Raw genomic sequence first — 25,718 nt, 5'->3', positions numbered from 1 at the left:
ACGATGAAGCCATCCCCCTTGCGGATACACCGCCCGACGACAATTGACGAGACTCTCGACCTGCTGAGCGAGCACGCTGCCTCAGGCAAGGTGCTTGCCGGTGGCCAGAGCCTCGTCCCTGTGCTGAATATGCGGCTCGCCGCTCCCAGCGATCTCATCGACATCACCGCGGTATCCGGACTCGACGAGCTCAGCGTCGCCGGTGCCGAGGGGCGGGCGGAGATCACGGTGGGCGCCACGGTGACGCACCGACAGGTCGAACGCTCCGAGGAAGTTGCGGTGGCCAACCCCATCCTCGGCGAGGCTCTGAGTTTCGTCGCGCACCCAGCGATCCGCAACAGAGGGACGACCGTCGGCTCGATCGCCCACGCTGATCCCAACGGTGAGATACCCATGATTCTTGCGCTCACCGGCGGTCGGGTCGAAGTGCGCAGCACGCGTGGCCAGAGGACTCTGAGCGCCGAGGAACTCAACATCGGTCCCTTGGAGACCTCCCTCGAATCCGATGAACTCATCACCCGCGCGACCTTCCCTGCGCTGCCCGCAGGATCCCGCGCCGGCTTCGACGAGCTCGCACGGCGCAGCGGGGACTACGGCCTCGCAGGAGTGGGGATGATCCTCGACGTCGAGGGAGCGACAGTGAAGGGGTTGCACTGCGGCTTTATCTCCGTCACCGACGTGCCAGAGGTTCTCAACCTCGGCGAGGCCGTCTCCGGCGCCCACCTTCGCGATGCGTCCGAGGTGGCAGACACGGTCGTCGACGCGGTGCGCGACTTCATTGATCCTGGCGGTGACATCCACGCAACTGCGGACTACCGGCGGCACCTCACAGGAGTGATCACCTCCAGACTGTTCAGACGCCTGTGCCGCACTGACAGCGCTCAAGGCCGGAATACCGACAGTCGGATGACTGGAACCGATACTGAGAGAAGGCGAGTATGACCGAGGCCATCGGCACCGAACCGACATCGACCATCCGACTCACAGTCAATGACACCCTGCACGCTCTCGAGGTCCCCGACCGGAAGCTGCTGTCTGACGTGCTGCGGCAGGATCTGGGACTGACCGGCACCCATGTGGGCTGCGAGCACGGAGTGTGCGGATCCTGCACGGTGCAGCTCGACGGAGAACCGGTGCGCTCTTGCCTCATGTTCGCCGTGACGGCCCAAGGTCATGAGGTGAAGACCGTCGAGGGTGTCGGCAATGATCCCGAGAACCCGTCCGATGTGCAGCAGGCGTTCATCGACTGCCACGGACTCCAGTGCGGCTTCTGCACTCCCGGCTTCGTCACGACGATTGACGCCTATATAGACGAGAACCCGAAACCCACCGAGGAGGAGGCGAGGGAGGCTGTGTCCGGCAACCTCTGTCGCTGCACCGGATATCAGAACATCGTCGCCGCAGTCCAGCGAGCCGCCGAGCTGCGAGCTGAGGGGGCACGGCAATGACTACCCGCCTGTTCGGTCAGAAGATCACCCGCCGTGAGGACCCGCGCTTACTCACCGGCCACGGACGCTACGTCGACGACGTCTCCGGCTCCGCGATCGCCGCAGCATTTGTGCGCAGCCCGCATGCCCACGCGGACATCCTCGATATCGACGTCACCGGAGCCCTCGACGTCGCAGGCGTCATCGCAGTATGGACGCACGAGGACCTGCCCGGTCACGCCGCCGAACGACTCCCGATGCTCATCCCGAACCCGTCGATCGTCGCCCCGCACACCGGGTACGCCCTGGCCAAGGATCACGTGAATTTCGTCGGCGAGCCCATCGTCATGGTCGTCGCCGAGAACCGCTATATTGCCGAAGACGCCGCGAACTTAATCGACGTCGAGTACAACTTCTGCGACCCGGTCGTCGGCGTCGAGCAGGCCCGCGAAGGATCGCGGATAGTCCATGAAGGGATGGAGGACAACGTTGCCGCGCATATCGTGCAGAACGTCGGCGACGTCGATTCCGGCCTGGACAGCGCACCCCATGTCCTCGAACTCGACCTCGAATTCGAGCGCAGCGCATGCATGCCCATGGAGGGCAAAGGTGTCGTGGCGACGTGGGATCCGGGCGAAGGCAGTCTGGAGGTGTACTCCTCGACGCAGACGAGCACCGGTCTGCGTGCCGTGCTCGCAGCCAAACTCGAAATCCCGCTGACCAAGGTCGAGGTCATCACCCCCGACGTCGGTGGGGCCTTCGGTGTGAAGATCAATCACCCCTGGCCGGAAGAACTCGCCGTGGCCTGCGCGGCGCGTGCGCTCGAGGCCACGGTCAAATGGACGGAGGACCGCCGTGAGCACTTCATCTCCTCCGCCCATGAGCGGGCGCAGACCCAGTGGGTGAAGGTCGGCTTCGATGATGAGGGGCGGATCCACGGTCTCGATGTGAAGTTCTGGCACGACAACGGCGCCTATCTTCCCTATGGCGTGATCGTTCCGCTCAACACGTCCACGCACATCATGGGTCCATATGTGATCCCGTCATTCCGCGTCGAGTACTGGTCGCTGTACACGAACACCGTCATGGTCACCCCATACCGCGGCGCGGGCCGTGCGCATGCGGTGTTCATGATGGAGAGGACGATGGACGCAATCGCCGCCGAATTGGGCCTCGACCGCGCCGAGGTGCGTCTGCGGAACTTCGTCCGCGAATTTCCGCATCCCATGGGGTTGCGGATGCAAGACGGAGCCGAAGGCTGCATTGATTCCGGAGACTTCGTCACCTCCCTCGACAAGCTCAAGGCACTAGTCGGCTGGGACGAATTCGAGTCTTACCGTGAGCAGGCGCGCAGCGAGGGCCGACAAGTCGGTATCGGCCTGGCCTGCTACATCGAGAGCACTGGCGCCGGACCTTACGAGGGTGGCCACATCGAGGTCGAGTCATCCGGTCGGGTTAACGTCTGGACCGGTCTGACCACCCACGGACAGGCACATGCGACGGTGTTCGCTCAGATCGTCGCCGATGAGCTGGGAGTTCCTATCGACTCGGTCCAGGTCAACACCGGCGATACCCGCAAACTGCCCTACTCGGTGGGCACCTGGGGTTCGCGTGGCGCTGTCATGGCCGGCAACGCGCTCCATCTCACCGCGAAGAAAGTGCGTGAGAAGGCGCTGCGGATCGCCGGCGAGTCCCTCGAGGCGGACCCCGATGACCTCGAGATCGTCGAGGGCCTGGTCCAGGTCAAGGGCGATGTCAGCGCATCGATGCCGCTGGCCGCGGTATCCGTGCTGTCGAACCCACTGCGCTACGCCTTCGACGAGAGCGCCCGTGCGGCAACGGCGTTTGCTCGTGAATCGCCCGCGGACGAGCCATCGATCAAACCGGGCGAGCAGCCGGGTCTCGAAGAACAGGAGTTTTTTTCGCCGCTGCGCTCGACCGTCGCCAACGGCATGCACGCTGCGATCGTCGAGACCGATCCGGAGACCGCGGACATCAAGATCCTGCGCTACTGTGTCATCCACGATTGCGGACCGATGGTCAACCCGCTCGTCGTCGAGGGACAGGTGCACGGCGGAGTAGCCCAGGGAGTCGGCGGGGCTCTCTACGAGAAGATGGCCTATGACACCGATGGTCAGCTGCTCAACGCTTCGTTCATGGACTTCCTCATGCCCTTCGCCTCCGAGATCCCGCACATCGAAACCGACCATCTCGAGACACCAAGCCCGCTCAATCCGCTGGGTATCAAGGGAGCCGGCGAAGCAGGAACGATTCCCACTGCCTCCGCTATCGCCTCGGCGATCGAGGACGCCGAGGGGATACCCATCCGGTCGATGCCATTGGACCCCTCGACGCTGTGGCATATGCGAGCGGCTCACGCCGAGGGTGACGTCGCACGCTCCCACTGAACCCAACCGATCACTAAGGACCGATCCTCATGCTTATTTCCTCCACGGCCACCATGACCGCCGATCCGGCGACGGCATATGCCGCCTTCCACGATGAGAAGATTCTCGCCGCGACGATCCCGGGAGTCGAGAGCTTCACCCGAACCGGTGAGAGCACCTTCGACGTCGTCCTCACCATGGGCGTCGCCGCTATCAAGGGCACATACAAAGGCACCGTCTCGTTCTCCGAGGAGGTCCCGGACACTTCGTTTATGCTCAGCGCCAAGGGAGCGGGAGGGCCGGGAACGATCGGCGCCGACATCTCTGTGGCGCTGACGCCGGGAGAAAACAGCGGCAGCGACATCATCTGGGAAGCCAATGCCGTGCTCGGTGGGCCAATCGGGGGAGTCGGTCAGCGGATGCTCGGCGGAGTTGCCAAGCGCATCGCGAAGAAGTTCTTCGCCGATATTGATGCGGCCATCCGGGACGGGGTTCCCACAGCGAACGCGGTCAGTACTGCTGCCGAGGCAGTAGAGACGGGGGCAGTCGCAGGCACGAGTGCTCCGGTGACGGCCGCTGCAGCTGCCCCTGGGAATCTTGCGGCTCCCGTCGCCGGCTGTGCGACAGGGAATCCTCGGCTCTGTGGCGAGGGCTTCCTTGCCGGAGCCGCCGTCGGCGCGGGCGCAGCGCTGCTCGGCGTATGCCTCGGCCTCTTGGGCGGTCGACGTTGACGGCCCAAGAGGCCATGACCTGGATGACCCTGTCCGAGCAGGCCGCCGCACTCAACAGCCGCGAGCTCAGCAGCGTCGAGCTTGTGACCGCGCACCTCGACCGCATCGCTGAGATCAATCCGGCCATCAATGCAATCGTCACGATCCAACCCGAGCGCGCCCTCGAGGCCGCCCAGGACGCGGACAAACGACGCTTGGCGGGTGGTGAGAATCTGCCCGCGCTCCTCGGCGTTCCGATGACGCACAAGGACACGCACGACACCGCAGGCATGCGCACGACCTACGGCAGCGAACTCTTCGCAGACCATGTTCCGCAGCGGACCAGCACCGTCATTGCCCGACTGCAGGCGGCGGGGGTGATCTCGACGGGCAAATCGAATGTGCCCGAATTCGCGGCAGGGGCACATACCTCCAACCGCGTGTTCGGAACGACGAAGAACCCCTATGACACCACGCGCTCCGCCGCCGGATCATCTGGCGGCGCGGCCGCGGCCATCGCCTGTGGCATCCAGTCCGCCGGAGATGGAACGGACGCCGGTGGCTCACTGCGACTGCCGGCCTCATTCAATAACATCGTCGGACTCCGACCCTCCCACGGGTGGATCCCCCGAACCTTTCCCGAGGATCCTTGGCAGTGGCTGGGCCAGCCCGGCTTTATGGCTCGTAGCGTCGATGACGTCGCCTGGCTAATGGAGCTGTGCAGCGGTTCTGAACTGGCGAACTCAGCGAACTTCGTCTCGCGCCGAGGTGAGGCCTCGAATCTGAGCGGAATCGTCGTCGGGTTCTCCCCCGACCTCGCCGGTCTCCTCGAACTCGAAGCGGAGGTCAAGGACGTGGTGTCGGCTGCGGAGCAGGTGTTTGCCGGCCTCGGTGCTCGGCTCAGCGAGTCCCTGCCGGACCTCAGCGCGGCCCGAGATGTGTTCCGCACGGCCAGAGCCTATGAGTTCGCGGCGAACCTACGGGACGTCAACGCGGCACATCCTGGCCATCTCAAGGCCTCTCTCCAAGCCGATGTCGATGCCGGTCTCGCGCTCACGGCGACCGATCTCTTCGACTTCGACCGGGCACGCGCGCAACTGTGGTCGGCAATGAACGACTATTTCTCCACTCATGACGTCCTCATCACCACGACCTCGCAGGTGCTGCCGTTCTCCGCAGACGAGGACTACCCGACTATGATCAACTCGCGGCCGATTCAGGACTATATGGCCTGGATCGGCTCGACGACGCTCTTTTCCGCCACGGGGTGCCCGGCGATGAGCGTTCCCGCCGGCTTCAGCTCCATGGGGCTGCCGATCGGGCTGCAGATCATCGGACCGGTGGGCGGCGATGCCACTGTGCTTCATGTTGCTCGCTGTTTCGAAGCGGTCACCGGACACGGACAGCGCCATCCTGAACTGTGAGGGACGAGCCGGTCTTATGAGGAGAGACAGTGGTCGGTGCTTAACGGGGCACCAGAGATGAAACGCAGCGCATCCGCCGAACTCGAGCCAGAGGGCAAGAAGAGGGGAACCGGGTGGACGCTGGCTGCGACGACCTATGTGTTCGCGGTCGTGATGATCGGCACCACCTTGCCGACGCCGCTCTATCCGCGCTATCAGGTCGAGTTCGGTTTCGGCAGCACGCAGACGACTCTGCTCTTCTCGATCTATGCCGGGGCCGTCATCGTCGCGCTCGTCTTCTTCGGCAGGCTCTCCGAGGCTTGGGGCCGGAAGCCGCTGTTGGCCGCCGGTGTCATCGTCTCACTAGTCTCGGCCCTGCTCTTTCTGTTCGGCGATCACCTCGGTCTGCTCTACACAGGCCGGGTCATGTCCGGAATCGCAGCAGGCATCTTCACCGCTACCGGCACGGTCGCGGTGCTGGAGAACGCTCCACCCGGCCGTCGTCGGCTGGCGACCTCGCTGGCGACGGCGGCCAATATCGGTGGGCTCGGCCTGGGCAATCTGATGTCCGGAATAGTCGCCGAGGCACTGCCCCGGCCGCTGTTCACACCGTTTCTCGTCCATGCGTGTCTCCTCCTGCTCGCGGGAGCAGCGCTCCTGGGAGTGAAGGAGAGCGCGCTCTCCCGGTCGCATTCCCTGCGTCTCCAGCTGCCTGCCATCCCGCCCGAATCCCGTGCCGTATTCCTCCGTGCGGTGCCGGGCGCCGTGGCGAGCTTCGCGATTGCCGGACTGTATTCGGCCGTCGCTCCGAGCTTCATGCAGCAGACTCTCGGCATCGATTCTTCGGCCGTCATCGGCACGGTCGTGTTCACGCTGTTCGGTGCCTCCGCTGCCTGTCAGCTGCTGTTCCAGGGCTTGGCCGATCGGACCCTCGTTCTGTGCGGTGGGCTCATCCAGATCGCCTGTATGGCCTCCTTGTCGATCGCACTGCTGACGGGTTCGACGCTGCTGCTCGTCGTCTCGGCTATCCTCGGCGGGGCCGGGCAGGGTTTCCTCTTCACAACGGGCATGCGGGCCATCACCGCCGTCACCGAGGTCCGGAATCGAACGGCCGTAACGACCTCCTACTTCATCCTGGCCTACCTGGCTATGTCGGCGCCGATCATCGGTGTCGGTGCGCTCGCTCTGCTTACGGGACTCGTCGCCTCGACTATCGCCTTCGCCGTCGCCACGACGCTCGTCTCCTGTCTCTGTCTCCTCGGACTGCGGCAGTGGAGCAACCGGAGCCGAGGGGCGGACGGCATCGACGGTTGATCACAGTCGTCAGCGCTGTTCACGTCACCTGACGGTCGCTGCGCAGCATTCCGAAGATGAGCGTGTCCGTCCATTCGTTCTTCGACCACCAGTCTTGGCGCAGGTGGGCTTCCTGTCGCATGCCCAGTCGTACGGCCATCTTCGCCGAGGCGGTGTTCCGGGCATCCATCTGCGCGAAGACGCGGTGCAGGCCGTAATGGTCGAAGGCGACGTTGAGCACGGCGATGGCTGCTTCGGTGGCGAAACCATGCCCGCTGGCGGCGGGGTCGAGTATCCAGCCGATCTCGGCCTTCGAATCGTTGTCGCCGTCGAACCAGAGTGCGATGTCGCCGAGAACTCGTGATCCCTCGATCGAGTCGAGCCCATCGGCGGTCTCGATGACCAGGGCCAAAGCGCGGGATTCGGTCTCGAGCCCGGTCCTGGGGATGCGTTTGGCGATTTCGGTCCGAGCCACCTCGGCGGTCCATGGATCCTCGAGGAGGAACTGGGAGACGTCTTCGCGGGAGAGGATCGGAAGGTGGGCCTGCGCGTCGGACTCTCGATACGTGCGTAGGCGCAGGCGATCGGTGGTCAACGGCAGAGACAGGCGGTCCATAGTCTCCAGCCAACCATGCGGCGCAGGGTCAGCGGAAGACATGAACACCCGGAGTTTCCTGTAGAAGCATCAGATGCTGCGCTCAAGGCTGCCCAACGCAGGGTTCGAGACGGCGGCCGACAACAGCCGCCGCAGGTAGTGACAAATGGCATCATCGCCATTGCCCGCATCTTCCTAATCTGAAGTCATGAGCACACAGATGACAGCACCGCACAGCACAGACGCACAGGGCACGATCCCCTCCGCAGTCGTCCTCGATCACCTGACCAAGCGCTTCGGCGACCTCACGGCAGTTGATGACATCGACCTGAGCATCCGTCCGGGTGAGGTCGTTGCCTTCCTCGGCCCCAACGGGGCGGGAAAGACCACGACGATCGACATGCTCCTCGGACTCTCCCAGCCGACCACAGGATCGGTCGAGGTATTCGGTATGACGCCGCGTCAGGCGGTCAGCCGGGGGCTGGTCAGCTCGGTCATGCAGACCGGCGGACTTCTCGACGACCTCACCGTGGCCGAGACGGTGGAGTACACCTCGGCGATCTTCGCCTCCTCGCTCGATGTCGATGTCGTCCTCGCCCGTGCCGGCATCACGGACATCGCGAAGTCGACCGTCAAGAAATGCTCGGGCGGACAGAAGCAGCGACTGCGGTTCGCTATGGCACTCCTGCCGGATCCGGCCCTCATCGTGCTCGACGAACCCACCACGGGCATGGACGTCATCGGCCGCCGAGACTTCTGGCATGAGATGCGCGCCGACGCGTTGCAGGGCAAGACGATCCTCTTCGCCACGCACTACCTCGAGGAGGCCGACGAGTTCGCCGACCGGGTGATCCTCGTGGCGAACGGCCGAATCGTCGCCGACGGGCCGGCGCATGAGATCCGATCGATGGCCTCGGCGAAGACCGTGAGCGCGACCCTGCCCCTCGACGACGCCGATCACCCCAATCTTGCCGAGGCGATCGGTGCCTCGGATCGGTCTGCGGACACCGGTGGCACAGCACTCCTCAACCTGCTTGGCGGTTTGGCCGGAGTCGAATCCGTCGAGGCCCAGGGCCGGCGGCTGAAGATGCGGACCACGGATTCCGACGCTGCCGCTCGAGCCCTGTTGGACAATGCCTGCACCGACCTCGAAATCTCCTCCCACTCACTCGAAGATGCCTTCATCAGCCTGACCTCGAAAGGGGCATGACATGTCTGCCGCCACCTCGCCGACAGCTTCCACCTCGCCGACACCGATCAACACCACACAGTTCCTCGACTCCCTCAGCGAGCGTCGGACACCCCGCTTCGGCAGATTCTCCTGGACCCTTCTGCGGCTCGAACTGATGCGCAAACTGCGCAACAGGCGCACGCTCATCTTCACCCTGATCATGCCCGGCTTCTTCTACCTGATCTTCGGATTGACCAACAGAGGACAGATGCTCGGCAGCACCGACGCCGCTCTCTACATCTCGGTGTCCCTGGCAACCTACGGAGGCATGGTGTCCACGACGACCAGCGGTGCACAGGTGGCGGTCGAACGCGCCCTGGGTTGGAGCAGACAGCTGGCGCTGACACCCCTGCGCCCTGCTGCTTACATCGCGACGAAAGTGATCGTCTCAATGGCGCTCGGTGCCCTGTCGGTCGCGGTCGTCTTCGTCCTCACCGCAGTCACCGGCGTCCACGCTCCGGTGGTCACGATGCTCGTGTGCGGACTCCTCGTCATCCTCACCTCGGCGGTCTTCGGCGCCTTCGGGGTCATGCTCGGCTACCTGCTGCCCGCCGAGAACGCGCTCCAGGTCTCGAGCCTCGCCCTCGCAGTCCTTTCACTCATCGGCGGACTCTTCGTTCCGCTCGCAGTCTGGCCCGATGCGCTGCAGACGATCGCGCGTTTCACCCCCGCCTACGGAGCCGGCGAAATCGCCCGCGCACCCCTCGGCGGCGGATACGATCAATGGGCAATCGTCAACGTCATCGTCTGGCTGGTCATCTTCATCGGAGGATCCGTCTGGGCCCTGCGCAGAGACACAGCCCGCGTGTGAACAGCAGATCGGCTTGACGGTGAAAGGCATCAGCAGCCGAGGAGGGAAGTCGCAGTGAGTGCAGATTCGAGTACCGCAGAATCGACTCCGGTGCGGCTTCCCTTCATCAGATGGTTCTTCCCTGCCATCTGGATGGTCTTCCTCGTCTACCCGCTGACAGGGGCGTGGGACCAGAGCGGCGCCGCCCGGTACTGGGGGGCGGGCCTGACGGTCCTCTTCGCCGCGGTCTTCTACCTGGCCATGTGGGTCAGCGGACTCACCCTCGGCAGCCTCGCCCATGACGTAGGCCCGAAGTGGGCCCTCGCAATGCGCCGGAGAACCGGAGCGACGGTCGGTCGCAGACGGTTCTCGCTCGTCGTCTGCCTCGTCGCGATGGTCATTATCGCCCTCATCGTCACTGCTCTCATCGGCGAGGCCGGGCTGTCATTCCTCGCCCACATCTCGGTCATCATCGTCATCATGCTCCGGCGGGCGATTCCGGGACTGATCGTGGGCGCTCTGACGATTGTCATCGCCGAGGTGGCCCAGCGTTTCGTACCCGGCTGGACCCACGATTACGCCACCACCTTCGGCATCTCGATCTCGAGCTTCGCGATGGTCATGGCGATCATGGCCGCCGACCGTGCGCGCGCAGCGCGTGCTGCAGAGGAGGAGAATCGTCGGCTCGAGCACGAAGCCGAAAGGCTGAGGGTGTCCCGGGACGTCCACGACGTGCTCGGCCACTCGCTCACGGTCATCGCACTCAAGGCCCAGCTGGCCGCAAAGCTCCAGGCCGCCGGCGCCCCTGAGGCGGCGAAGCACATCACGGAGATCGAACAGCTCGCCCGATCAGCCCTGGCCGATGTGCGCACGACCGTGCAAGGCACGCGGACGATCTCGCTGGCAGGCGAGCTCGTCGCCGCCACCCGGGACCTGCGCGCCGCCGACATCGAGGTCGAGGCTCCCACCTCGGTGGATAGCGTCGATGCTGACCTGCGCGAGCTCTTCGCGTGGACCGTGCGTGAGGCCAGCACGAACATCCTCCGTCATGCCCGAGCTCGTCATGCCAGCATCAGCCTCGAACCGAAACGGATCGTGATCCGCAACGACAGCCTCGGACAACCCACCGACCTCGCCGAGATGGGTGCCGGTTCCGGTCTGCGCGGACTGGCCGAGCGGGCGAAGTCGGTCGGTGCGTCGTTGCGAACCCAGAAGACCGACTACGACTTCGTGCTCACCATCTGCCGGGAGGGCACCGACGCCTCACACGATTCCCGTGCCACCACCTCGGCGAATGAGCAGGAGGCCGACCGATGATCACACTTCTCGTCGCCGACGATCAGACCATGGTTCGCGAGGCGCTCGCCGCCCTTCTCGGGCTGGAAACGGACCTCGAAGTCATCGAGCAATGTGCTCGCGGCGACGAGGTTCTGCCCGCCGTCCGAGGCCGCCAGCCCGACGTCGCTCTGCTCGACGTGGACATGCCCGGCCTCGACGGGCTCGAGGTCGCAGTCGCGCTGCGTACGGAGTTTCCCCAGATCAAGGTCATCATCGTCACCACATATGGGCGGCCAGGGTGGGTGAGGAGAGCCATGGACGCCGGTATCGGCGGGTTCATGGTCAAGGATGCTCCGGTCGAGCACTTGGCCGACGGGATCCGACGGGTGATGGCAGGCCTGCAGGTCATCGACCCCGAACTCGTCGTCGAATCAACCGTGCGCGGCCGGTCCCCGCTGACCGAGCGGGAGACCGACGTCCTCCGAGCGGCAGCCGACGGGGGCAGCGTCGAGGAGCTCGCCTCCGCGCTCTTCCTCTCGACAGGCACCGTGCGTAACCGGCTGTCGGCAGCGATCGGCAAGACCGACGCCCGCAACCGCGCCGATGCCGCGCGCATCGCCCGCGACAACGGCTGGCTGTGACTCTTCGGGTAGCCGGTGGCGGGCGACCTCAGCCCTTCGAGTGGCTCAGTGCTTGCTTCCATGTCATCTTCGGGCCCGACTGCAGGATGGAGCGTTCGAAGATGCGGGTGGCCAACAGGAGCGCCAGGACGGTGGTGACCGCGAGAATGAGCAGCGACACCAACGGCTCCCACCATTCGATGGTGCCGAGGAAGACGCGCATCGGAACCGCGACCGCAGCGGAGATCGGAATATAGGACATCACTGCCATCACCGTCTCGTTGGACGAGAAGAGGATGACCGCCATATAGGGCAGGAAGATGAGCATCATGATCGGAGAGCTCGTCGAGCCCAGATCCTCAGCCCTGGAGACCATCGAGGCGGCCGCGGCGTAGAGGGAGGCGATCATGACGAAGCCGACGACGAAGAGCGGGATGAACCAGGCGATCGGTTCCGTGACCTTGCCGAGGACCAGGTCGTTTCCACTGATGGCGGCACCGATGAGGACGGACAGCGCGGTCAGGCCGATCTGTGCGAAGGCGAGGATCGAACACGCGAGAACCTTGCCGAACATCAGCACCTTCGCCGAGGTGGATGCGAGCAGGATCTCGACGATCCTTGATTGCTTCTCCTCCACCACCGAAGAGGCGATGGTTGTCCCGAAGGTCACTGCCGACATGAAGAACACGAGCCCGAGCCCCAGCCCGATGAGGTACGTCAGTCCCGGATCCGGGGCATCCGGGTCGAGAAGTTCAACGGTCGGCACCTGGCTGAGCGCGCCCGTCAGCGAATCGGGTGCGGAGCGTTCGGCGATGACGGTGACACCGACCGGGGACTGAGGGTCGTCGACGACTGCGGCCGCGACCTCCTCGGACGTCACCAGGGCCTTAGCCTCATCCACGCTGTCCACGGAGACGAGTTCGATGCCGTCGATTCCCTGAACGGCCTTCGCCCCCGCCGAGGTGACCGCCACCTCGTCCGTGGAGGAGAACAGTGAGGGCAACGCCCCCGACACTGCCACGAGCGCCCCGAAGAGGACGATGCTCAGCAACGTCGAGACCATGAACGCCTTCGACTTCAGGCGGACCATGATCTCTCGTTCGATGACGAGACCGATGGCCGTGGTGAAGCTCGCGCGCCGTGTCTGAGCAGTCGTTGCCAACCCGGACTTCTTCGGGGCGTCCGTATCGGAAGAGTTCAAATCCTGTTGGGTGCTCATGCCTGCGTGACCTCCTGGAAGAGTCGGTTGAGGGCGACGGTGTGCGGGGCGAAGGATTTCACGGAGGACACGGTGATGGCCTGGTGCAGCACAGCCTCGGCGATATCGGGGTTCGGTGCGGCGAAGCGCACCCAGTTGCCGTCGAACTCGACGACGGTGATGTCGGGGATCTCGCGCACCCAACCCATGTCCGCGTCGGTCTGCAGAATCCACTCGGGACTGCTGCGTTGACTGCGCAGCTCAGCGGCGGTGCCGTTGGCCACGAGCCGACCGCCCTCGATGATGACGAGGTCGTCGACGAGGCGTTCGACCAGGTCGAGCTGGTGACTGGAGAAGAGGACGGGCGCCCCGGTATCGGCGAAGTCCTTGAGCACCTCGAGGGTGCGTTCGACGGCAACCGGGTCGAGTCCGGAGAAGGGTTCGTCGAGGACGAGGGCCCGCGGACGGTGGATGAGTGCGGCCGCGATCTGCACCTTCTGCTGATTGCCCAGGCTGACGGCTTCGAGGTTGTCGCTGGGTTTGCCGCCCAGATCGAGCTGGTCAAGGAGTTCGAGCCCGCGGCGACGGGCCGAATGGCGGCTGAGGCCGTGGAAGCGAGCAAGGTAGATGAGCTGGTCGATGATCGGCATCTTCGGGTAGAGGCCGCGCTCTTCGGGCATGTACCCGATCGCACTGCGGTGTGCAGGTGTGATGTCTTCTCCGTCGACGGTGATGCGACCGGAGTCCGGGGCCAGGACGCCGAGGAGGATGCGCATGGTCGTCGTCTTGCCGGAACCGTTGGAGCCGACGAAACCTGTCATCCGGCCTTCACCGATGCTGAAGCTGAGGTCGTGGAGAACCTGCTTGGCGCCGAAGCTGCGCGAAATTGAGTCCAAGGTGATCATGGTTCAACGCTATGCGGTGCCGAGGCTATGCGGATCAGCCGTTCGGGCGATCTTCTGCTCACCGTTGTGGGGGAGGTGGCGGACGGGCGCAGCCAGCACAACGCACGTATGTAACCGGAATTACTGGTAGTTGAAGTCGCAATTACTGAGTAGTAAGAGACAGGGTGGTCGAAGCCGAGCCCGACTACTGGTCTATTGCTGAAGAGGCGGTTCTCAGCAATGTCTCTACGTATTCAACTTCCTAGTCTTAAGAAGTTCATCAAGCTCTGCTCTTCAATTCCTCTGCCTGTCTGCAGCCCGCATGCTGCCGTGCGTGCGTACAGGAATGTGAGGCAACGCGAGCGAGATCGTTTGGAACTGGAATGAGGAATGTATGCCGCTGGCACGATTGCGTGTGCGCTCTGTATGGGCTGCGTTGACCGCATTGGTCATGATCCTGGCAGGTATGGGTATCGTGCTGCTGCCGGCCGAGCCCGCGCATGCCGCTACCTCGGCTCCCGCAACGTCGGCTCCGGCGACGTCACCACCGGCGACGAAAGCTCCCGAAACGAAGGCTCCAGCAACTTCGGCACCTGGAACGAAGGCTCCCGAAGCAGCACGTGCCGCTGCGGGTGCCGTCTCGATGACCTGCGAACCGGGGACTGTGTACTCGGTCTCGAGTTCCGGTCAGATGCGGAAAGTGACGAAGAATTCGGGAGTCGCAGTCGGTGATTCGGCCACCAAGCAAGAGCGCTATTGGACGATTTTCGGATGGCGGTATCGCGACGTGCCAGTGACATCATTCAACGGCCTCGGGATCGGAAAAATCGGGTCACCGAACTACGCCTACGAGCGGACTGATTCTGCACAGACCGTCGAAATCTATCAGTTCGACACGTCGAGCGGCACGTGGTCCACCACGGGTGCAGAACGGACAGACAGCAGCATCCAATTCATCGGTGGAGCCGTCGACCTCGACAGCAGTCTCTACTACTTCGGCGGGTTCACCAGCTCCGGTTCGAGATTCAACGTCTATGTCTATAACTCAGGCTCGAAGAGCATCTCGTTCAAGGGTTCGGTTGACACCAGTATGGGCTCAGGCGGAAGGGCCAACGGTGACATGGCATTCGATTCGCAAGGCAACCTCTTCGTTGTCCGCGGTTCCAGCAATACGACCACTGTCTTCTCTGTCACGAAGGCGGACTTGGCTGCAGGCGCCGGAGGAGAGATCAAGGCTTCTCCTTCGGGAACATATACGACCAACACCGATGTCAACGGCGTGGCATTTGACGCCAGCGGGCGGGCCTATCTGGGAACCGGTTCGACGATCAAGACCTATGACATGCCTGATTGGTCGAACTCTGCAGATTTCGCCTCCGGCGCCTGGTCGAGCAGCGACCTCGCATCGTGCTCATCGCCTGCCACCATCGCGCTGCGGAAAGACGTGAGCGGCGGGCGCGCCAAGGCCTCTGACCAGTTCACCCTGTCGCTCAAGCAGGGCAGCACCGACTTAGGTACAGCGACGACAACAGGCAGTGCCACTGGCCTGCAGAAGGAGATCGTCGGACCTCAGCCGGCCAAGCGCGGGGCGACCATCAAGTTCTCCGAAGCCGGTGCGGCCGGAGCGAACCTCGATGACTACGCCAGCAAATATTCGTGCACGGTCGATGACACGCCGATCAGCGGAGCATCGGGCGAGGGCACCTCAGGCACCGTGACCATTCCGAACCTCGGCGAGGCCGTCGTCTGCACGATCACGAACTCGCCTTTGACTGCCAACGTCTCGATCCACAAGGACGTTGCCGACGAAGATGGCAAGAACGTCAAGCCGGGCAAGGACTGGACTGTTGGTGCGAAAGCCACTGCCACGACCGGTGGCATCACTCAGGCGCCCACCGCAGCGACGCAGAAGACCAACAGCAGCGGCGACGCGAAGTGGGCACTGAAGTTCGACAAGACAACGGGTCGGGCGACGATCGCTGTTTCGGAGACTCAGCAGGATGGCTTCGAATTCGCCTCCGGCTCCTGCGGGGTGACCCATCTCGACGGGACCAAGGACACGAAGAAGCTCGACAACGAGAAGAGTACGAATCTCACGGGCATCAAACCCGGTGACGCCGTCGACTGCACCTACCTCAACAAGGTCGAGGACACCTCGCTGACGCTGGTCAAGAAGGTCGACAACAAGGACGCCGCCGGTACGGCAAAGGACACCGACTGGACACTGAAGGCTGTCGGTGACAAGGCTACCGGCGATAAAACCGTCGCAGGCAAGACCGGCACCAAAGCCGTCACCGACGTCAGGGTCAAGGCCGGTGACTACAAGCTCTCGGAGCTCGATGGACCGGAAGGCTACGAAGCCTCGGATTGGGACTGCGGACCGAAGAACACGGTCAAGACCGACTCGGTGACGCTCAAGGCCGGTGACTCGGTGACCTGCACGATCACCAATACCGCGAAGACTGGAAACGTCACCTGGAAGAAGACCGACGAAGGCGGAAGCGCACTCAAGGGATCTGTGTGGACGATGACCGGCCCTGACGGAACAGCAGTTGAGGTCGAGGACTGCACGGCCGCCTCGGCGGACAAATGCACCGGTCCTGACAAGGACCCGGCAGAGGGCAAGTTCGCTGTCAGCGGTCTCAAATGGGGCGACTACGCGCTCGTCGAGAAATCCGCCCCGGCGGGCTACATCCTCGATGACACACCACATACGTTCACGGTGTCCGGATCTGACGATGAGCTCAGGCAGTCGATCGGATCGTTCACCAATGAGCAGAAGCCGCCCGTGGCATTGCCGCTCACAGGTGGAACCGGAAGCCAGATTTTCATCGTCGGCGGAGCAGCATTGCTGACCGCAGGTGGTGTGGGAGCACTTCTCAAGGGCCTGCGCCGCAGGAACCGGAAGAACTGAAAGGGAAAACATGAAAAGCAGGAAACTGGGTCTGTGGCGGCGTCTGACCGCTGTGGCGGCAGTATCGGCACTGAGCCTCCTTGGGGTGGCCGGCACGGCGCAGGCCACTGACAACGTGGGCAACATCGATGCGAGCAAGTCCGGATCGATCATCGTCCACAAGTTCGATGGCAGCGAAGGAACGGACGGCGGTGACGGATCCGTCATCAGCGACACCTCGGGACTGGGCAAGCCGCTGGCCGGCGCCGGATTCACGGTCGAGCAGGTCACAGAGAAGGGCGGACAGGCGATCGACCTGACCACGCCCGAAGGCTGGGACGCGATCTCCGGGTTGCAGGCCTCGGACATCACCGATGGCGGCTTCACCACAGCTGACAAGGCAACGAAGACGACCGACGGCAACGGACTGGCGACCTTCGGCGGACTGCCGCTGGGCCTCTACCTCGTCACAGAGTCGAGCCCGCCGGCCAACGCCACCTCGACGACCGCTCCGTTCCTCGTCACCCTGCCGCTTTCGCAGGACAACGGCAAGTGGATCTACGACGTCAATGTCTACCCGAAGAACTCGGTCAACGACACGACGCCCACCAAGACCGTTGCGAACCCGTCAGCGCCCGTGCTCGACTCGATCGTCGACTGGACGATCACAGCACCCGTTCCTCGTGCCAACCACGGCTACACGTCCTTCGTCATCACGGACAAGCTGGACCCTCGACTGACATACCAGTCGGCTTCGTTGGCCGGCTTCACCCCTGACACTGACTACCAGGTCACCGAATCCAATGGCACAGTGAAGATCACCTTCACCACCGCCGGGCTGAAGAAGCTCAAGGCCGGCAACGACGTCGTCGCCACGATCACCACGAAGGTGACAAGTCAGGGTGACGGAACGATCGAGAACACGGCGCTGGTCAACGTCAACGACTCCGGTGCCGAGACGCCAGCGGTCAGTTCGAACTGGGGCTCGCTGACGATCCACAAGTCTGCCAAGGGCGACAAGTCGAACACCCTTGCCGGTGCGGAGTTCGCGATCTACTCGGATGCCGATGCCACCAAACTCGTTGGAAATCTGACGACCGAGGCCGACGGCACCGCCTCGATCACCCTCTGGGTCGGTAATAATGACGACACGACCCAGGAGTACTGGATCAAGGAGACCAAGGCTCCTGCAGGTTACGTCCTCGACGATTCGGTCAACCCTGTCACCGTCGAGGCAGGTTCGACCAGCGACGCAGTCGTCTTCGACTTCGAGAACACTCAGCAGGGTCACCCGGACCTGCCGCTGACCGGTGCTGATGGAAAGATGCTCGCGATGATCGCCGGCATCGGACTGATGCTCATCGCCGGTGGTGCAGCCATCGTTGTGGCCAACCGCCGCAAGAACCAGGTGTGACACACTCGCCTGAACGCACGCGGCGCCCGTCGGCAGACGGGCGCCGCTGGCGCGTCCCCGTGTTCGCGTTGGTCATCGCGCTGATCGCCCTGACAGGGCTGGGCATCTGGACCTATCCCAGCGCCGCGGCCTGGTTCTCCCAGCTGGACCAGTCGAGGATCATCGGTGACTCGGCGAGCGTCGCTGAGCCCGATCGAGGCGAGGACGCCGAACAGCTCGAACTCGCACATGAGTACAACGACGCTCTGCAGTCGGGAGCACAGCTCGAATCGAACCATCGCCTGCCCTCGGGCAGCGGCACTGCGTCCAACGGCGCCCCTGCCTACGATGAGGTGCTTGACGACGGCAGCACTGGAGTCATGACCCGGCTGCGGATTCAGTCGATCAAACTCGATCTGCCCGTCTACCACGGCACGAGTGATGAGACCCTGCTCAAGGGCCTGGGGCACCTTGAGGGCACAAGCCTGCCGGTCGGGGGAGAAGACACCCATTCGGTCATCACCGGCCACCGCGGTCTGGCGGATGCCACCATGTTCACCCACCTGGACAAGGTGACCAAGGGCGACATGTTCACGTTGACGACCTTCGGGCAGGTGCTCGCCTACCAGGTGGTGCGCACTCAGGTCGTCGAGCCCGATGAGACCGAATCACTGCAGCCGGTCATCGGGAAGGACCTCGTCACACTCGTCACCTGCACACCGTTGGGCATCAATTCGCAGCGCATCCTCATCACAGCAGAACGCGTGTTCCCGACTCCGGCAGCCGATCTCGAGTCCGGCACAGCCGAACCCGATCTTCCTGGCTTCCCCTGGTGGATCGTCATCATGGCAGCGGGGCTGATCGCAGCGGGTATCTACGTGTGGTGGTCCGGGAGACCGGTGAGACTCACCTCTTCGGGCGGTGCGCGGCATTGATCCGGCCGGCGTCGCGGAGCTTGAGCATCTTCATGGGGATGTCGCGCCTGCGCTCTGCCCCGAGCTTCGCCCTTGCCTGGAGGACATGGGATTCGACGGTGCGCACCGACAGGACGAGCCTCTGGCTGATCTGCACGTTCGTCAGTCCCTCGGCCACCAGTCGGCAGATCTCGAGCTCCCGTTGCGTCAGCGTTACGGCGGGCGAGGCCTCGGTCGATGTCACCGATGAGTCGGTCGTGGGTCGTGGGTCCTCAGGTGTCATCGAGGCTCTGGTCTGCAGGGCGTCCAGTGCCTCCCCGGCGACTCTGGCGCGGGCACTCATCCGGTCGCCGAGGAACAGAGCACGAGCCTGCCTGAAGGCGTGACGAGCGGCTCCCAAGTATCCGGCCTGCTGCAGTTCGCGGCCAGCAGCAAGGAGCGCCTCGGGCTCCTCAGCATCCGCTGCATCAACATGCCTGCGGGCTGCTCGCGGTCCAGGCAGATCGATATCGGGGTCCCTGCGCAGAGATGCGCTCGCCTGTGCTGCGGTGATGGTGCCGTCGAGGAACCGAGCATGGGTGAGGATGGTGCGCAGCCATATTGGTGACTCGCCGGCGGGCGTCGATCCCGGGCCGAGGAGGAACGCCGTCAGACCATCGTGGAGGCGGTATCCCTGTGTCCTCGACCTGTCGTCGTCGGCAGGCAGGTGAAAATATGGGGCACGACTGCGCTGCCAGCGGCCGACCGTGTCGCGCAAGCCCCAGCCGACGGCCAACAGCGCCGGATTGACCGCTGCCGAAAATGCCTCGTAATCACGTGCCGCACTGTCGATCTCGCCTTCGAGCAAGCGCAGAATTCCGATGCACCAGGCGGTCATGGCCGTCAGCTGCCATCCGCTGTGAGCCGATGCCCCGCACGCCGCTTCTAGCAACCGGCGTGCGGTGAGTTCAGATCGTTCGTGTTCGACTCCGGCGAGGAGGCAGTTGACGGTGGCTCCGACGGTGAAGTACCAGGCCATTGTGAAGGTGAAGTCATCCAGGGCCCATGACCGGCCTGCGGTGATCTCGGTGATGAGGTCGAATCCCGACGCGACGGCGGAGATCAGACCATCGTCGTCATCGTTCTTCAGGTGATGCTGACATATGGCCGCCAGAGCAGCCAGCCGAAGTGCCGGTGATGCCTGCGGAGATTCGAGGACCGATCCGACGTCCTCGACTCGGGTCACCACACTGCCGGTGAAGGAGGAGACGAGGTTCGCAATTCCGGGTACCAGCGGGTCGACTACGTCCCGCAGGAAATCTGTCCACCACTGTGGGAGTTCGGCGTCCGAAGCGAGTGCCGCGGCCGCGACGAAGAGCAGCTCGAGGTAGTCCGGTCTGTGTTCACATCCCATGGGGCCGTGGTCGACGCCGGCCCGGATCAGTTTCACTGCGCCCTCACGGTCGCCGCTGACCAGTCGGACCGTGATAGATTGCAGCTCCCACTCGATGAGCAAAGAGGGATCGTCCCGGACCGCATCCTCGACTGTCAGGAGCATCACCGCGGCTTCCATCGGATCGCCGAGGCGGTTGAGAGATCGGGCCGCTGCGAGCAGCAGCCGAACTCGAGACCGGTTGAGCTCGCGACCATCGTTGATGACGTCTCGGGCCAGGCTGATGGCGGCAACCTCACCGACGGGATAGCCCGCCCGCCACATCGTCTCCAGCTTGGCGCGAAACTTCCTGTCCTCTTCTTCGTTCGCTTCGCCGAGGCGCGCGCCGTCGATCGCCGAGACGTGAAGCGGCGATACCGCGACCGAAGGTTGGCCGGTGACTTCGAGCTCCCGTGCCAGTCTCAGGTCGATGAGGCGAGCGATGACCGTGTCGCCGAAGAGCAGCTTGGCGGTGGACACGGGCAGGGGGCTGATGGCACCGAGCCGGCGAGCAGCGACGAGTGTGTCCGTATGCAGGTGCGGATACTGGGCCGCCAGCCGCGACAGTGTTCGGTGACCAAAGGGCGGGGTGTCGACGCTGGCGTGGGGATAACGCTGTGGGACCTTGTGCGGAGACTCCGCTGCCCACGTAACGAGATCGGCGGCAATCAGTGGACGCCCGGCCGACAGCGCCGCCAGGGTGCGCAGCTGAAGGTCATCCAGCGGTACGGTGCCCGCCAATCCGGTCACCAGCGCCAGCGATTCACTGCCGGTCAATCGTGCCAGGTCGACCCGCTCGAGTTCCCCGCTGCTCCAACTGGCCGCGATCTGACTGAGTGGTCCGTTGCCGTCTCGGCTGACGGTGCGCAGTCTGTCCCCGTCGACGAGGTAGGCGATGGGCACTCGCGAGACGTGAAGGTCACGGTCGATGATCGGTCCGGCCTCGGGTGGGAGCAGGTGGGCGCCGCAGATGATGCGGGGGCCGCCGTCCAATTTCACAGGGTCGGTGAACTCCTCGACCTCGGCAACGGTGGTGTGGGCGGTCACACGCAGCATGGAGTGCTGTGGCTGTCCGAGTGTGGTCGCCAGCGACCTGGCGAAGTCCAGGGTTCCATCGCCGGTCAGGCAGACGACGATGACGGACCTTCCGGTGTGCAGGAAGTCAACGATCTGCTGGGATTCGCGACGACGGGTGGCCGTCAGGTGGACGAGATGGTCGTACTCACGGTGGGTGGGTGAGGGGTCTTCTGTGCTGTGCATTCAGGCGCAACCCTTTCAATCAGCGGCGGGCCGTGCCCGCGATAGCTGAATCGGCAGTGTTGGAGGATCGAACGTGCAACGGGGGTGGGGCAACGGGCAGTGAGACCGGGGGTCGTCTCGCAGCCTGCAAATAGGTTATACCCGTTGTAAGTGAATTTTCGAAACGTGTCGAAAGTTGGCCATTAGTTCGTGCGAGCTTTCGGCAATCCGAGATGCCGGACAGCTCACTTCTCGACGATCCCATTCTCGTAGGCGAAGATGACGACGTGGATGCGGTCGCGGATGTCGAGCTTAGTCAGCAGATTGGAGACATGAGTCTTCACGGTGGCCTCGCCGACGAAGAGCGTGCCCGCGATCTCGGCATTGCTCAGCCCGGCTGCAACGAGGTGGAGGACTTCGAGTTCTCGGTCGGTGAGGAGTTCGAGCGCGGGGGCTGTGGCTGTCGTGGTCTCGGGACTGCGGACGGAGCGTTCGATGACGCGTCGGGTCACCTCGGGGGAGAGGAGTCCGTCGCCGCCCGCCAGTGCGGTGACCGCCTCGATGAGCTGCTCCGCCTCGGCAGTCTTGAGCAGGAACCCGCTGGCGCCCGCTGCCAGCGCTTGGAACAGGAAGTCGTCACGGTCGAAGGTGGTGAGCATGAGGACCGCTCCGGCCGCACCTCGGCGAACGATCTCTGCAGTGGCCTCGAGTCCGTCCATGACGGGCATCTGAACGTCCATGCAGATGACGTCGGGGGCGAGATCGAGCGCACGGTCGATCGCGACCTGTCCGTTCTCCGCCTCACCGACGACGGTGATGCCGTCCTCGCTTTCGAGAATCGTGCGAAAGCCGGTGCGGACCATCGACTGGTCGTCGACGAGGAGGACTCGGATCACTGTTCAGGCCTTTGCTGTGGACTCGGTGGTGGAGGAAGCGGTGGTGCTTGGCGTGGTGGATGCAGTCGGAGCGGTACTGCTGTCGGCATCGGCGTCAGCGCCGGGGAGAGCGGCACTCTCCGAGTCTGTGATGTTCTGAGGGTATGGAATCTGTGCCCGAACGAGCCATCCGCCACGGGATTTCGGGCCGGCGTCGAGGGTACCGCCCAAGGCGCTCATCCGTTCGCGCATGCCGACGATTCCCAGGCCCAGGCCAGTGTGTTTCGGGGTTCGAACGTCCCCAGAACGCTCGTCATCTGACTCGAGGGCCGGCTCGGGTGCTGAGTCGGCTGAAGGTTCGGGATCAAACTGCGGTTCCTTGCGAGGCGGTCCGGGGGATCGGGAGTCACTGATCTCGATCTCGAGTTCGGACGCCCCGTAACGCAGACGCACCTCCACCTCGGCGTACGAGCCCGCATAGCGTCGACAGTTGGTCAGGGATTCCTGGATCACGCGGTAGATCGACATCTCCGTAATCGGTGTCAGCGGGCGCGGCTGGCCGATTGTGAGGACTTCGATCCGCTGCCCCGATCGACGTGAGACATCGATGAGTTCGGGAATGTCGCCGAGGCTGGGGTTGCCCTTTGCATTGTGCTCGGCAGTGCTCAAGTCGTCGGTGTCCCGAAGCGTGTAGACGAGAGCGCGCAGTTCGTCGACGGTTTCTCGGGTCGAGGATTCTATGGTTTTCAGCGACTCTCGTGCCTTGTCGGGATTCTTCTCAAGACTGCGCCGGGCGGCGGCAGCATGGATGCCGACGCCGGTGATGTGGTGGGCGATGCCGTCATGGAGTTCGCGGGCGATGCGCACCCGCTCGAGGTCGAGTGCCTGCCGGGTCAGCTTCTGTTCCTGGCAGCGGACCTCGGCGTTGGCGGTGCGCAGCTCGTCCATGAGCCGGCGTTGGTTCCAGGCGCGGTTGCCGAAGAGCCAGGCGCCGCCGAAGAATGCCACGTTGATGAGGAAGGAGACTGCCGAACCCGCCGCGAACTGCAGGACGGTCATGTCTCCGATCGCCTCGAACTGCAGGGCCATCGATATGAGCAGGTAGACGAAGATCCCCACGCACAGTAGAAGACGAGAGACGAATGCCGCTCTGCGATTGCTCTGCCACGCGCCGACCGAATAGAGGCCCATGAACAAGATGATCTGAGTGACCCCGGGCTCCATGATGGCCAAGAACTGCGCAGTGACGAAGATAGTGGCCTGAATCCAGGCGACTTGGCTGGGATAGCGTCGTCGGTAGAGCAGCGGCACGGTGACAAGCACGGATGCCAGGCAGATCAGCCACAGCGGACCCTTGAAGGGCCAGTAGGCCGTCGTGTTGTACAGGATTGCAAAGACCATCGAAGCCCCGGCCAGCGCGAGCACCAGATACACATCGCCGCGCGTGGGTCTCAGCGATGCCGGTTTCTCTGCCATTCCTCAAGCTTAGACACTCGGACGGGCCTTCGACATCCGGCCGTGTGGGGAGCGGGAGGCGCGATGTCTCCGACCGGGGGCGGACGAGCCGTGAGCGTACCGAGATGCGACCGGCTCCAGGCAGACAGTCTGCCTGGAGCCGGTCATTCCTTGCAGAGCATCAGTGGACGTCTCTACAGTTCGACTGCCGCCACTGGGTCGCTCGTCGGCTGTTCGGATCCGCCCTCCGGCTCGACAGTGATGCCGAACAGGTTGCCGGCAGCGAAGCGTCGGTCGTCGATATTCGCCGTAGCCTCGGTCATCAGCCCTGCGCTCTCGGGGCCCTCGTCGCCGATCACCCACATCTGCAGGGACTTGCCTGACTCGGCCTCGACGCCTGTGGAGCTTACGTGGATGAGCTGCTCGCTCTCGGATGACACCACTGTGACTGAGCCGCCGTCGGGAAGCTCGGCAGTGTCCGTGCGCATATCGCTTGCCTGCATCAGCTTCGATGTCTCATCGAGCTGCTGCTGCGTTGCCGCCAGGTCGTCTTCCAGTTCGTTCTGCTTCTGCCAGGAATTCACCCCGACGCCGGCAGCGACCACGACTGCGGCAGCGGCGGCGGCCATCGAAATCCAGGGGCGGCGCTTCCTGCGGTGCTCAGCAAGGTCAGCTGGAGGAGGTGGTGATTCCTCGTGTGCTCGGCCGTGCGAATGAGTGTCTGAATCAGCGTGCGGCTGGGGCGTGGTGTCTTCCTGCGCATGCATGCTCGGGATGCCGAGGATTGCATCCCGGGTAGCCGCGCTGACGGACTGTGGTGCATCCGCAGCAGACATATCGGTCACCGCTGCATCGGATTCGGCCATGAGTGCCATGGTGTCGGCATATGCTGCGACCTCGGACCGGAAGCCGGCGTCGGTGTCTGCGAGAGTCTGTGCCTCGGACAGCTCCGAGTCGCTGAGTCCGCCCAGTGCCAGGCCGGCAGCAAGATAGTCACGATCGGTGTTCATCGACTTGCCTCCAACTCTTCTCGCAGCTTCTTCATTCCGTCTCTGATTCGTGACTTGATGGTACCGAGGGGCACCTTGAGATTCTGTGAAATCTCAGCGTGGGTCAGGCCCTGGTAGAAGGCCATGACGATGGGTTGTGCCTGGTCCTCGTGAAGGATCTTCAATGCCGTGACGGTTCTGTCCGACTCGGATCGATCGATGACCGTCTGCTCGACCTGCTCGCCTTCGTCCGCCGACGACCTCAGGCCGTCGGCGTAGTCGCGGTTCTGCTGGGCCTGCACACTGCGTACGCAGTCGATGGCTCTCCTGCGGCACAGTGTGATCAGCCATGCCCTGCCTGTCCCGAGCTGTGGGTCGAACCCGGAGCACCGAGTCCACACTTCGGTGAAGCATTCCTGGAGCACCTCCTCGGCGAGTGACTGGCTTCTCACGATCCGCAGGATCACGGCCATGAGGATTCGGGATTGTGCCACGAAGAGTTCTTCGAAAGCGGACCTATCACCGGTGGCGATCCTGAGCAGCTGGTCGCTGCTCGGGTCTGCTGCTGTGGTGACGGTGCCGTCAGACGCTCGGGCATCATTTCCCGGGGGTCTATGGCCTGGAGCCGAAGGATCATCTGAACTCATTGACCAATCATGTCATTCGATCGGCTTCTATTCTTCAGTTGTCCACGCATCGTATGAAAAAGGTGGTGGCCAAGGCCCGATCCGAG

Annotated in this window: 21 protein-coding genes; 13 read left to right on the top strand and 8 right to left on the bottom strand. The window is 63.8% G+C overall.

Annotated elements, in window-relative coordinates; all coding sequences use genetic code 11:
- Positions 1–3: 3 nt before the first annotated feature.
- From AAFP32_RS16050 to AAFP32_RS16025, 6 genes are read left to right on the top strand one after another with little or no spacing between them, the layout of a single operon-like run.
- Positions 4–942, top strand: coding sequence for an FAD binding domain-containing protein (locus AAFP32_RS16050; RefSeq protein WP_350269979.1), 939 nt, complete (start codon positions 4–6; stop codon positions 940–942).
- Complete coding sequence (locus AAFP32_RS16045; protein ID WP_350269978.1) at positions 939–1,448, top strand: (2Fe-2S)-binding protein; 510 nt, start codon at positions 939–941, stop codon at positions 1,446–1,448. The genes AAFP32_RS16050 and AAFP32_RS16045 overlap by 4 nt, the downstream gene beginning before the upstream one ends.
- On the top strand, positions 1,445–3,835 hold the full coding sequence (cutA, locus tag AAFP32_RS16040) for an aerobic carbon-monoxide dehydrogenase large subunit (RefSeq protein ID WP_350269977.1): 2,391 nt from the start codon (positions 1,445–1,447) through the stop codon (positions 3,833–3,835). The genes AAFP32_RS16045 and cutA overlap by 4 nt, the downstream gene beginning before the upstream one ends.
- 29 nt (positions 3,836–3,864) lie before the next feature.
- Positions 3,865–4,545 carry a carbon monoxide dehydrogenase subunit G gene (locus AAFP32_RS16035; protein WP_350269976.1) on the top strand — a complete coding sequence of 227 codons (681 nt, stop codon included), beginning with the start codon at positions 3,865–3,867 and terminating at the stop codon, positions 4,543–4,545.
- A 14-nt stretch (positions 4,546–4,559) separates the two neighbouring features.
- Positions 4,560–5,948, top strand: coding sequence for an amidase (locus tag AAFP32_RS16030; RefSeq protein WP_350269975.1), 1,389 nt, complete (start codon positions 4,560–4,562; stop codon positions 5,946–5,948).
- A gap of 57 nt (positions 5,949–6,005) precedes the next feature.
- Positions 6,006–7,241 carry an MFS transporter gene (locus AAFP32_RS16025; protein WP_350269974.1) on the top strand — a complete coding sequence of 412 codons (1,236 nt, stop codon included), beginning with the start codon at positions 6,006–6,008 and terminating at the stop codon, positions 7,239–7,241.
- A gap of 19 nt (positions 7,242–7,260) precedes the next feature.
- Here the strand turns inward: AAFP32_RS16025 and AAFP32_RS16020 are convergent, their stop codons facing one another.
- The gene (locus AAFP32_RS16020; RefSeq protein WP_350269973.1) at positions 7,261–7,836 is read right to left on the bottom strand and encodes a GNAT family protein; all 576 of its coding nucleotides are present in this window, start codon (positions 7,834–7,836) and stop codon (positions 7,261–7,263) included.
- Between the two features lie 187 nt (positions 7,837–8,023).
- Here AAFP32_RS16020 and AAFP32_RS16015 point away from each other — a divergent pair, with 187 nt between their 5' ends.
- Genes AAFP32_RS16015 through AAFP32_RS16000 form a run of 4 tightly spaced genes read left to right on the top strand, consistent with a single transcriptional unit; the run spans position 8,024 to position 11,755 of the window.
- Positions 8,024–9,025 (top strand): ABC transporter ATP-binding protein, encoded by a 1,002-nt coding sequence (locus tag AAFP32_RS16015; protein WP_350269972.1) that lies wholly within the window; start codon positions 8,024–8,026, stop codon positions 9,023–9,025.
- A gap of 1 nt (position 9,026) precedes the next feature.
- Positions 9,027–9,857, top strand: a complete 831-nt coding sequence (locus tag AAFP32_RS16010) for an ABC transporter permease (protein WP_350269971.1) — start codon at positions 9,027–9,029, stop codon at positions 9,855–9,857.
- Positions 9,858–9,911: 54 nt separating this feature from the next.
- Positions 9,912–11,153 (top strand): sensor histidine kinase, encoded by a 1,242-nt coding sequence (locus tag AAFP32_RS16005; protein WP_350269970.1) that lies wholly within the window; start codon positions 9,912–9,914, stop codon positions 11,151–11,153.
- Entirely contained in the window at positions 11,150–11,755 is a 606-nt protein-coding gene (locus AAFP32_RS16000; RefSeq protein WP_350269969.1) for a response regulator transcription factor, read from the top strand. The genes AAFP32_RS16005 and AAFP32_RS16000 overlap by 4 nt, the downstream gene beginning before the upstream one ends.
- A 28-nt stretch (positions 11,756–11,783) precedes the next feature.
- Here AAFP32_RS16000 and AAFP32_RS15995 read toward each other — a convergent pair whose 3' ends face one another.
- Entirely contained in the window at positions 11,784–12,953 is a 1,170-nt protein-coding gene (locus AAFP32_RS15995; protein ID WP_350269968.1) for an ABC transporter permease, read from the bottom strand.
- On the bottom strand, positions 12,950–13,837 hold the full coding sequence (locus AAFP32_RS15990) for an ABC transporter ATP-binding protein (protein WP_350269967.1): 888 nt from the start codon (positions 13,835–13,837) through the stop codon (positions 12,950–12,952). Before AAFP32_RS15990 ends, AAFP32_RS15995 begins: the two co-directional genes overlap by 4 nt.
- A gap of 373 nt (positions 13,838–14,210) precedes the next feature.
- On the opposite strand from AAFP32_RS15990, the gene AAFP32_RS15985 reads away from it, so the two are divergent.
- The 3 genes from AAFP32_RS15985 to AAFP32_RS15975 are packed head-to-tail and all read left to right on the top strand — an operon-like array spanning position 14,211 to position 19,037.
- Positions 14,211–16,730 (top strand): SpaA isopeptide-forming pilin-related protein, encoded by a 2,520-nt coding sequence (locus AAFP32_RS15985; RefSeq protein WP_350269966.1) that lies wholly within the window; start codon positions 14,211–14,213, stop codon positions 16,728–16,730.
- A 10-nt stretch (positions 16,731–16,740) separates the two neighbouring features.
- Entirely contained in the window at positions 16,741–18,123 is a 1,383-nt protein-coding gene (locus AAFP32_RS15980) for a SpaH/EbpB family LPXTG-anchored major pilin (protein ID WP_350269965.1), read from the top strand.
- Positions 18,120–19,037 carry a class C sortase gene (locus tag AAFP32_RS15975; RefSeq protein WP_350269964.1) on the top strand — a complete coding sequence of 306 codons (918 nt, stop codon included), beginning with the start codon at positions 18,120–18,122 and terminating at the stop codon, positions 19,035–19,037. The genes AAFP32_RS15980 and AAFP32_RS15975 overlap by 4 nt, the downstream gene beginning before the upstream one ends.
- Here AAFP32_RS15975 and AAFP32_RS15970 read toward each other — a convergent pair.
- The 5 genes from AAFP32_RS15970 to AAFP32_RS15950 form a co-directional block, all read right to left on the bottom strand.
- Positions 19,009–21,687: a helix-turn-helix transcriptional regulator gene (locus AAFP32_RS15970; protein ID WP_350269963.1), complete on the bottom strand. Its 2,679-nt coding sequence runs from the start codon at positions 21,685–21,687 to the stop codon at positions 19,009–19,011. The genes AAFP32_RS15975 and AAFP32_RS15970 overlap by 29 nt on opposite strands.
- A gap of 224 nt (positions 21,688–21,911) precedes the next feature.
- Entirely contained in the window at positions 21,912–22,562 is a 651-nt protein-coding gene (locus AAFP32_RS15965; protein ID WP_101642932.1) for a response regulator, read from the bottom strand.
- 3 nt (positions 22,563–22,565) lie between these two features.
- Positions 22,566–24,017 (bottom strand): sensor histidine kinase, encoded by a 1,452-nt coding sequence (locus AAFP32_RS15960; RefSeq protein ID WP_350269962.1) that lies wholly within the window; start codon positions 24,015–24,017, stop codon positions 22,566–22,568.
- Between the two features lie 173 nt (positions 24,018–24,190).
- Complete coding sequence (locus AAFP32_RS15955; RefSeq protein WP_350269961.1) at positions 24,191–25,006, bottom strand: anti-sigma factor; 816 nt, start codon at positions 25,004–25,006, stop codon at positions 24,191–24,193.
- Positions 25,003–25,632, bottom strand: a complete 630-nt coding sequence (locus AAFP32_RS15950; RefSeq protein ID WP_350269960.1) for a sigma-70 family RNA polymerase sigma factor — start codon at positions 25,630–25,632, stop codon at positions 25,003–25,005. The genes AAFP32_RS15955 and AAFP32_RS15950 overlap by 4 nt, the downstream gene beginning before the upstream one ends.
- Positions 25,633–25,718 lie beyond the last annotated feature (86 nt).

The sequence above is a fragment of the Brevibacterium sp. CBA3109 genome, assembly GCF_040256645.1.
GTDB lineage: Bacteria > Actinomycetota > Actinomycetes > Actinomycetales > Brevibacteriaceae > Brevibacterium > Brevibacterium koreense.
The sequence above is the reverse complement of the archived record's forward strand: the minus strand, read 5'-3'. Positions and strand labels throughout refer to the sequence as shown.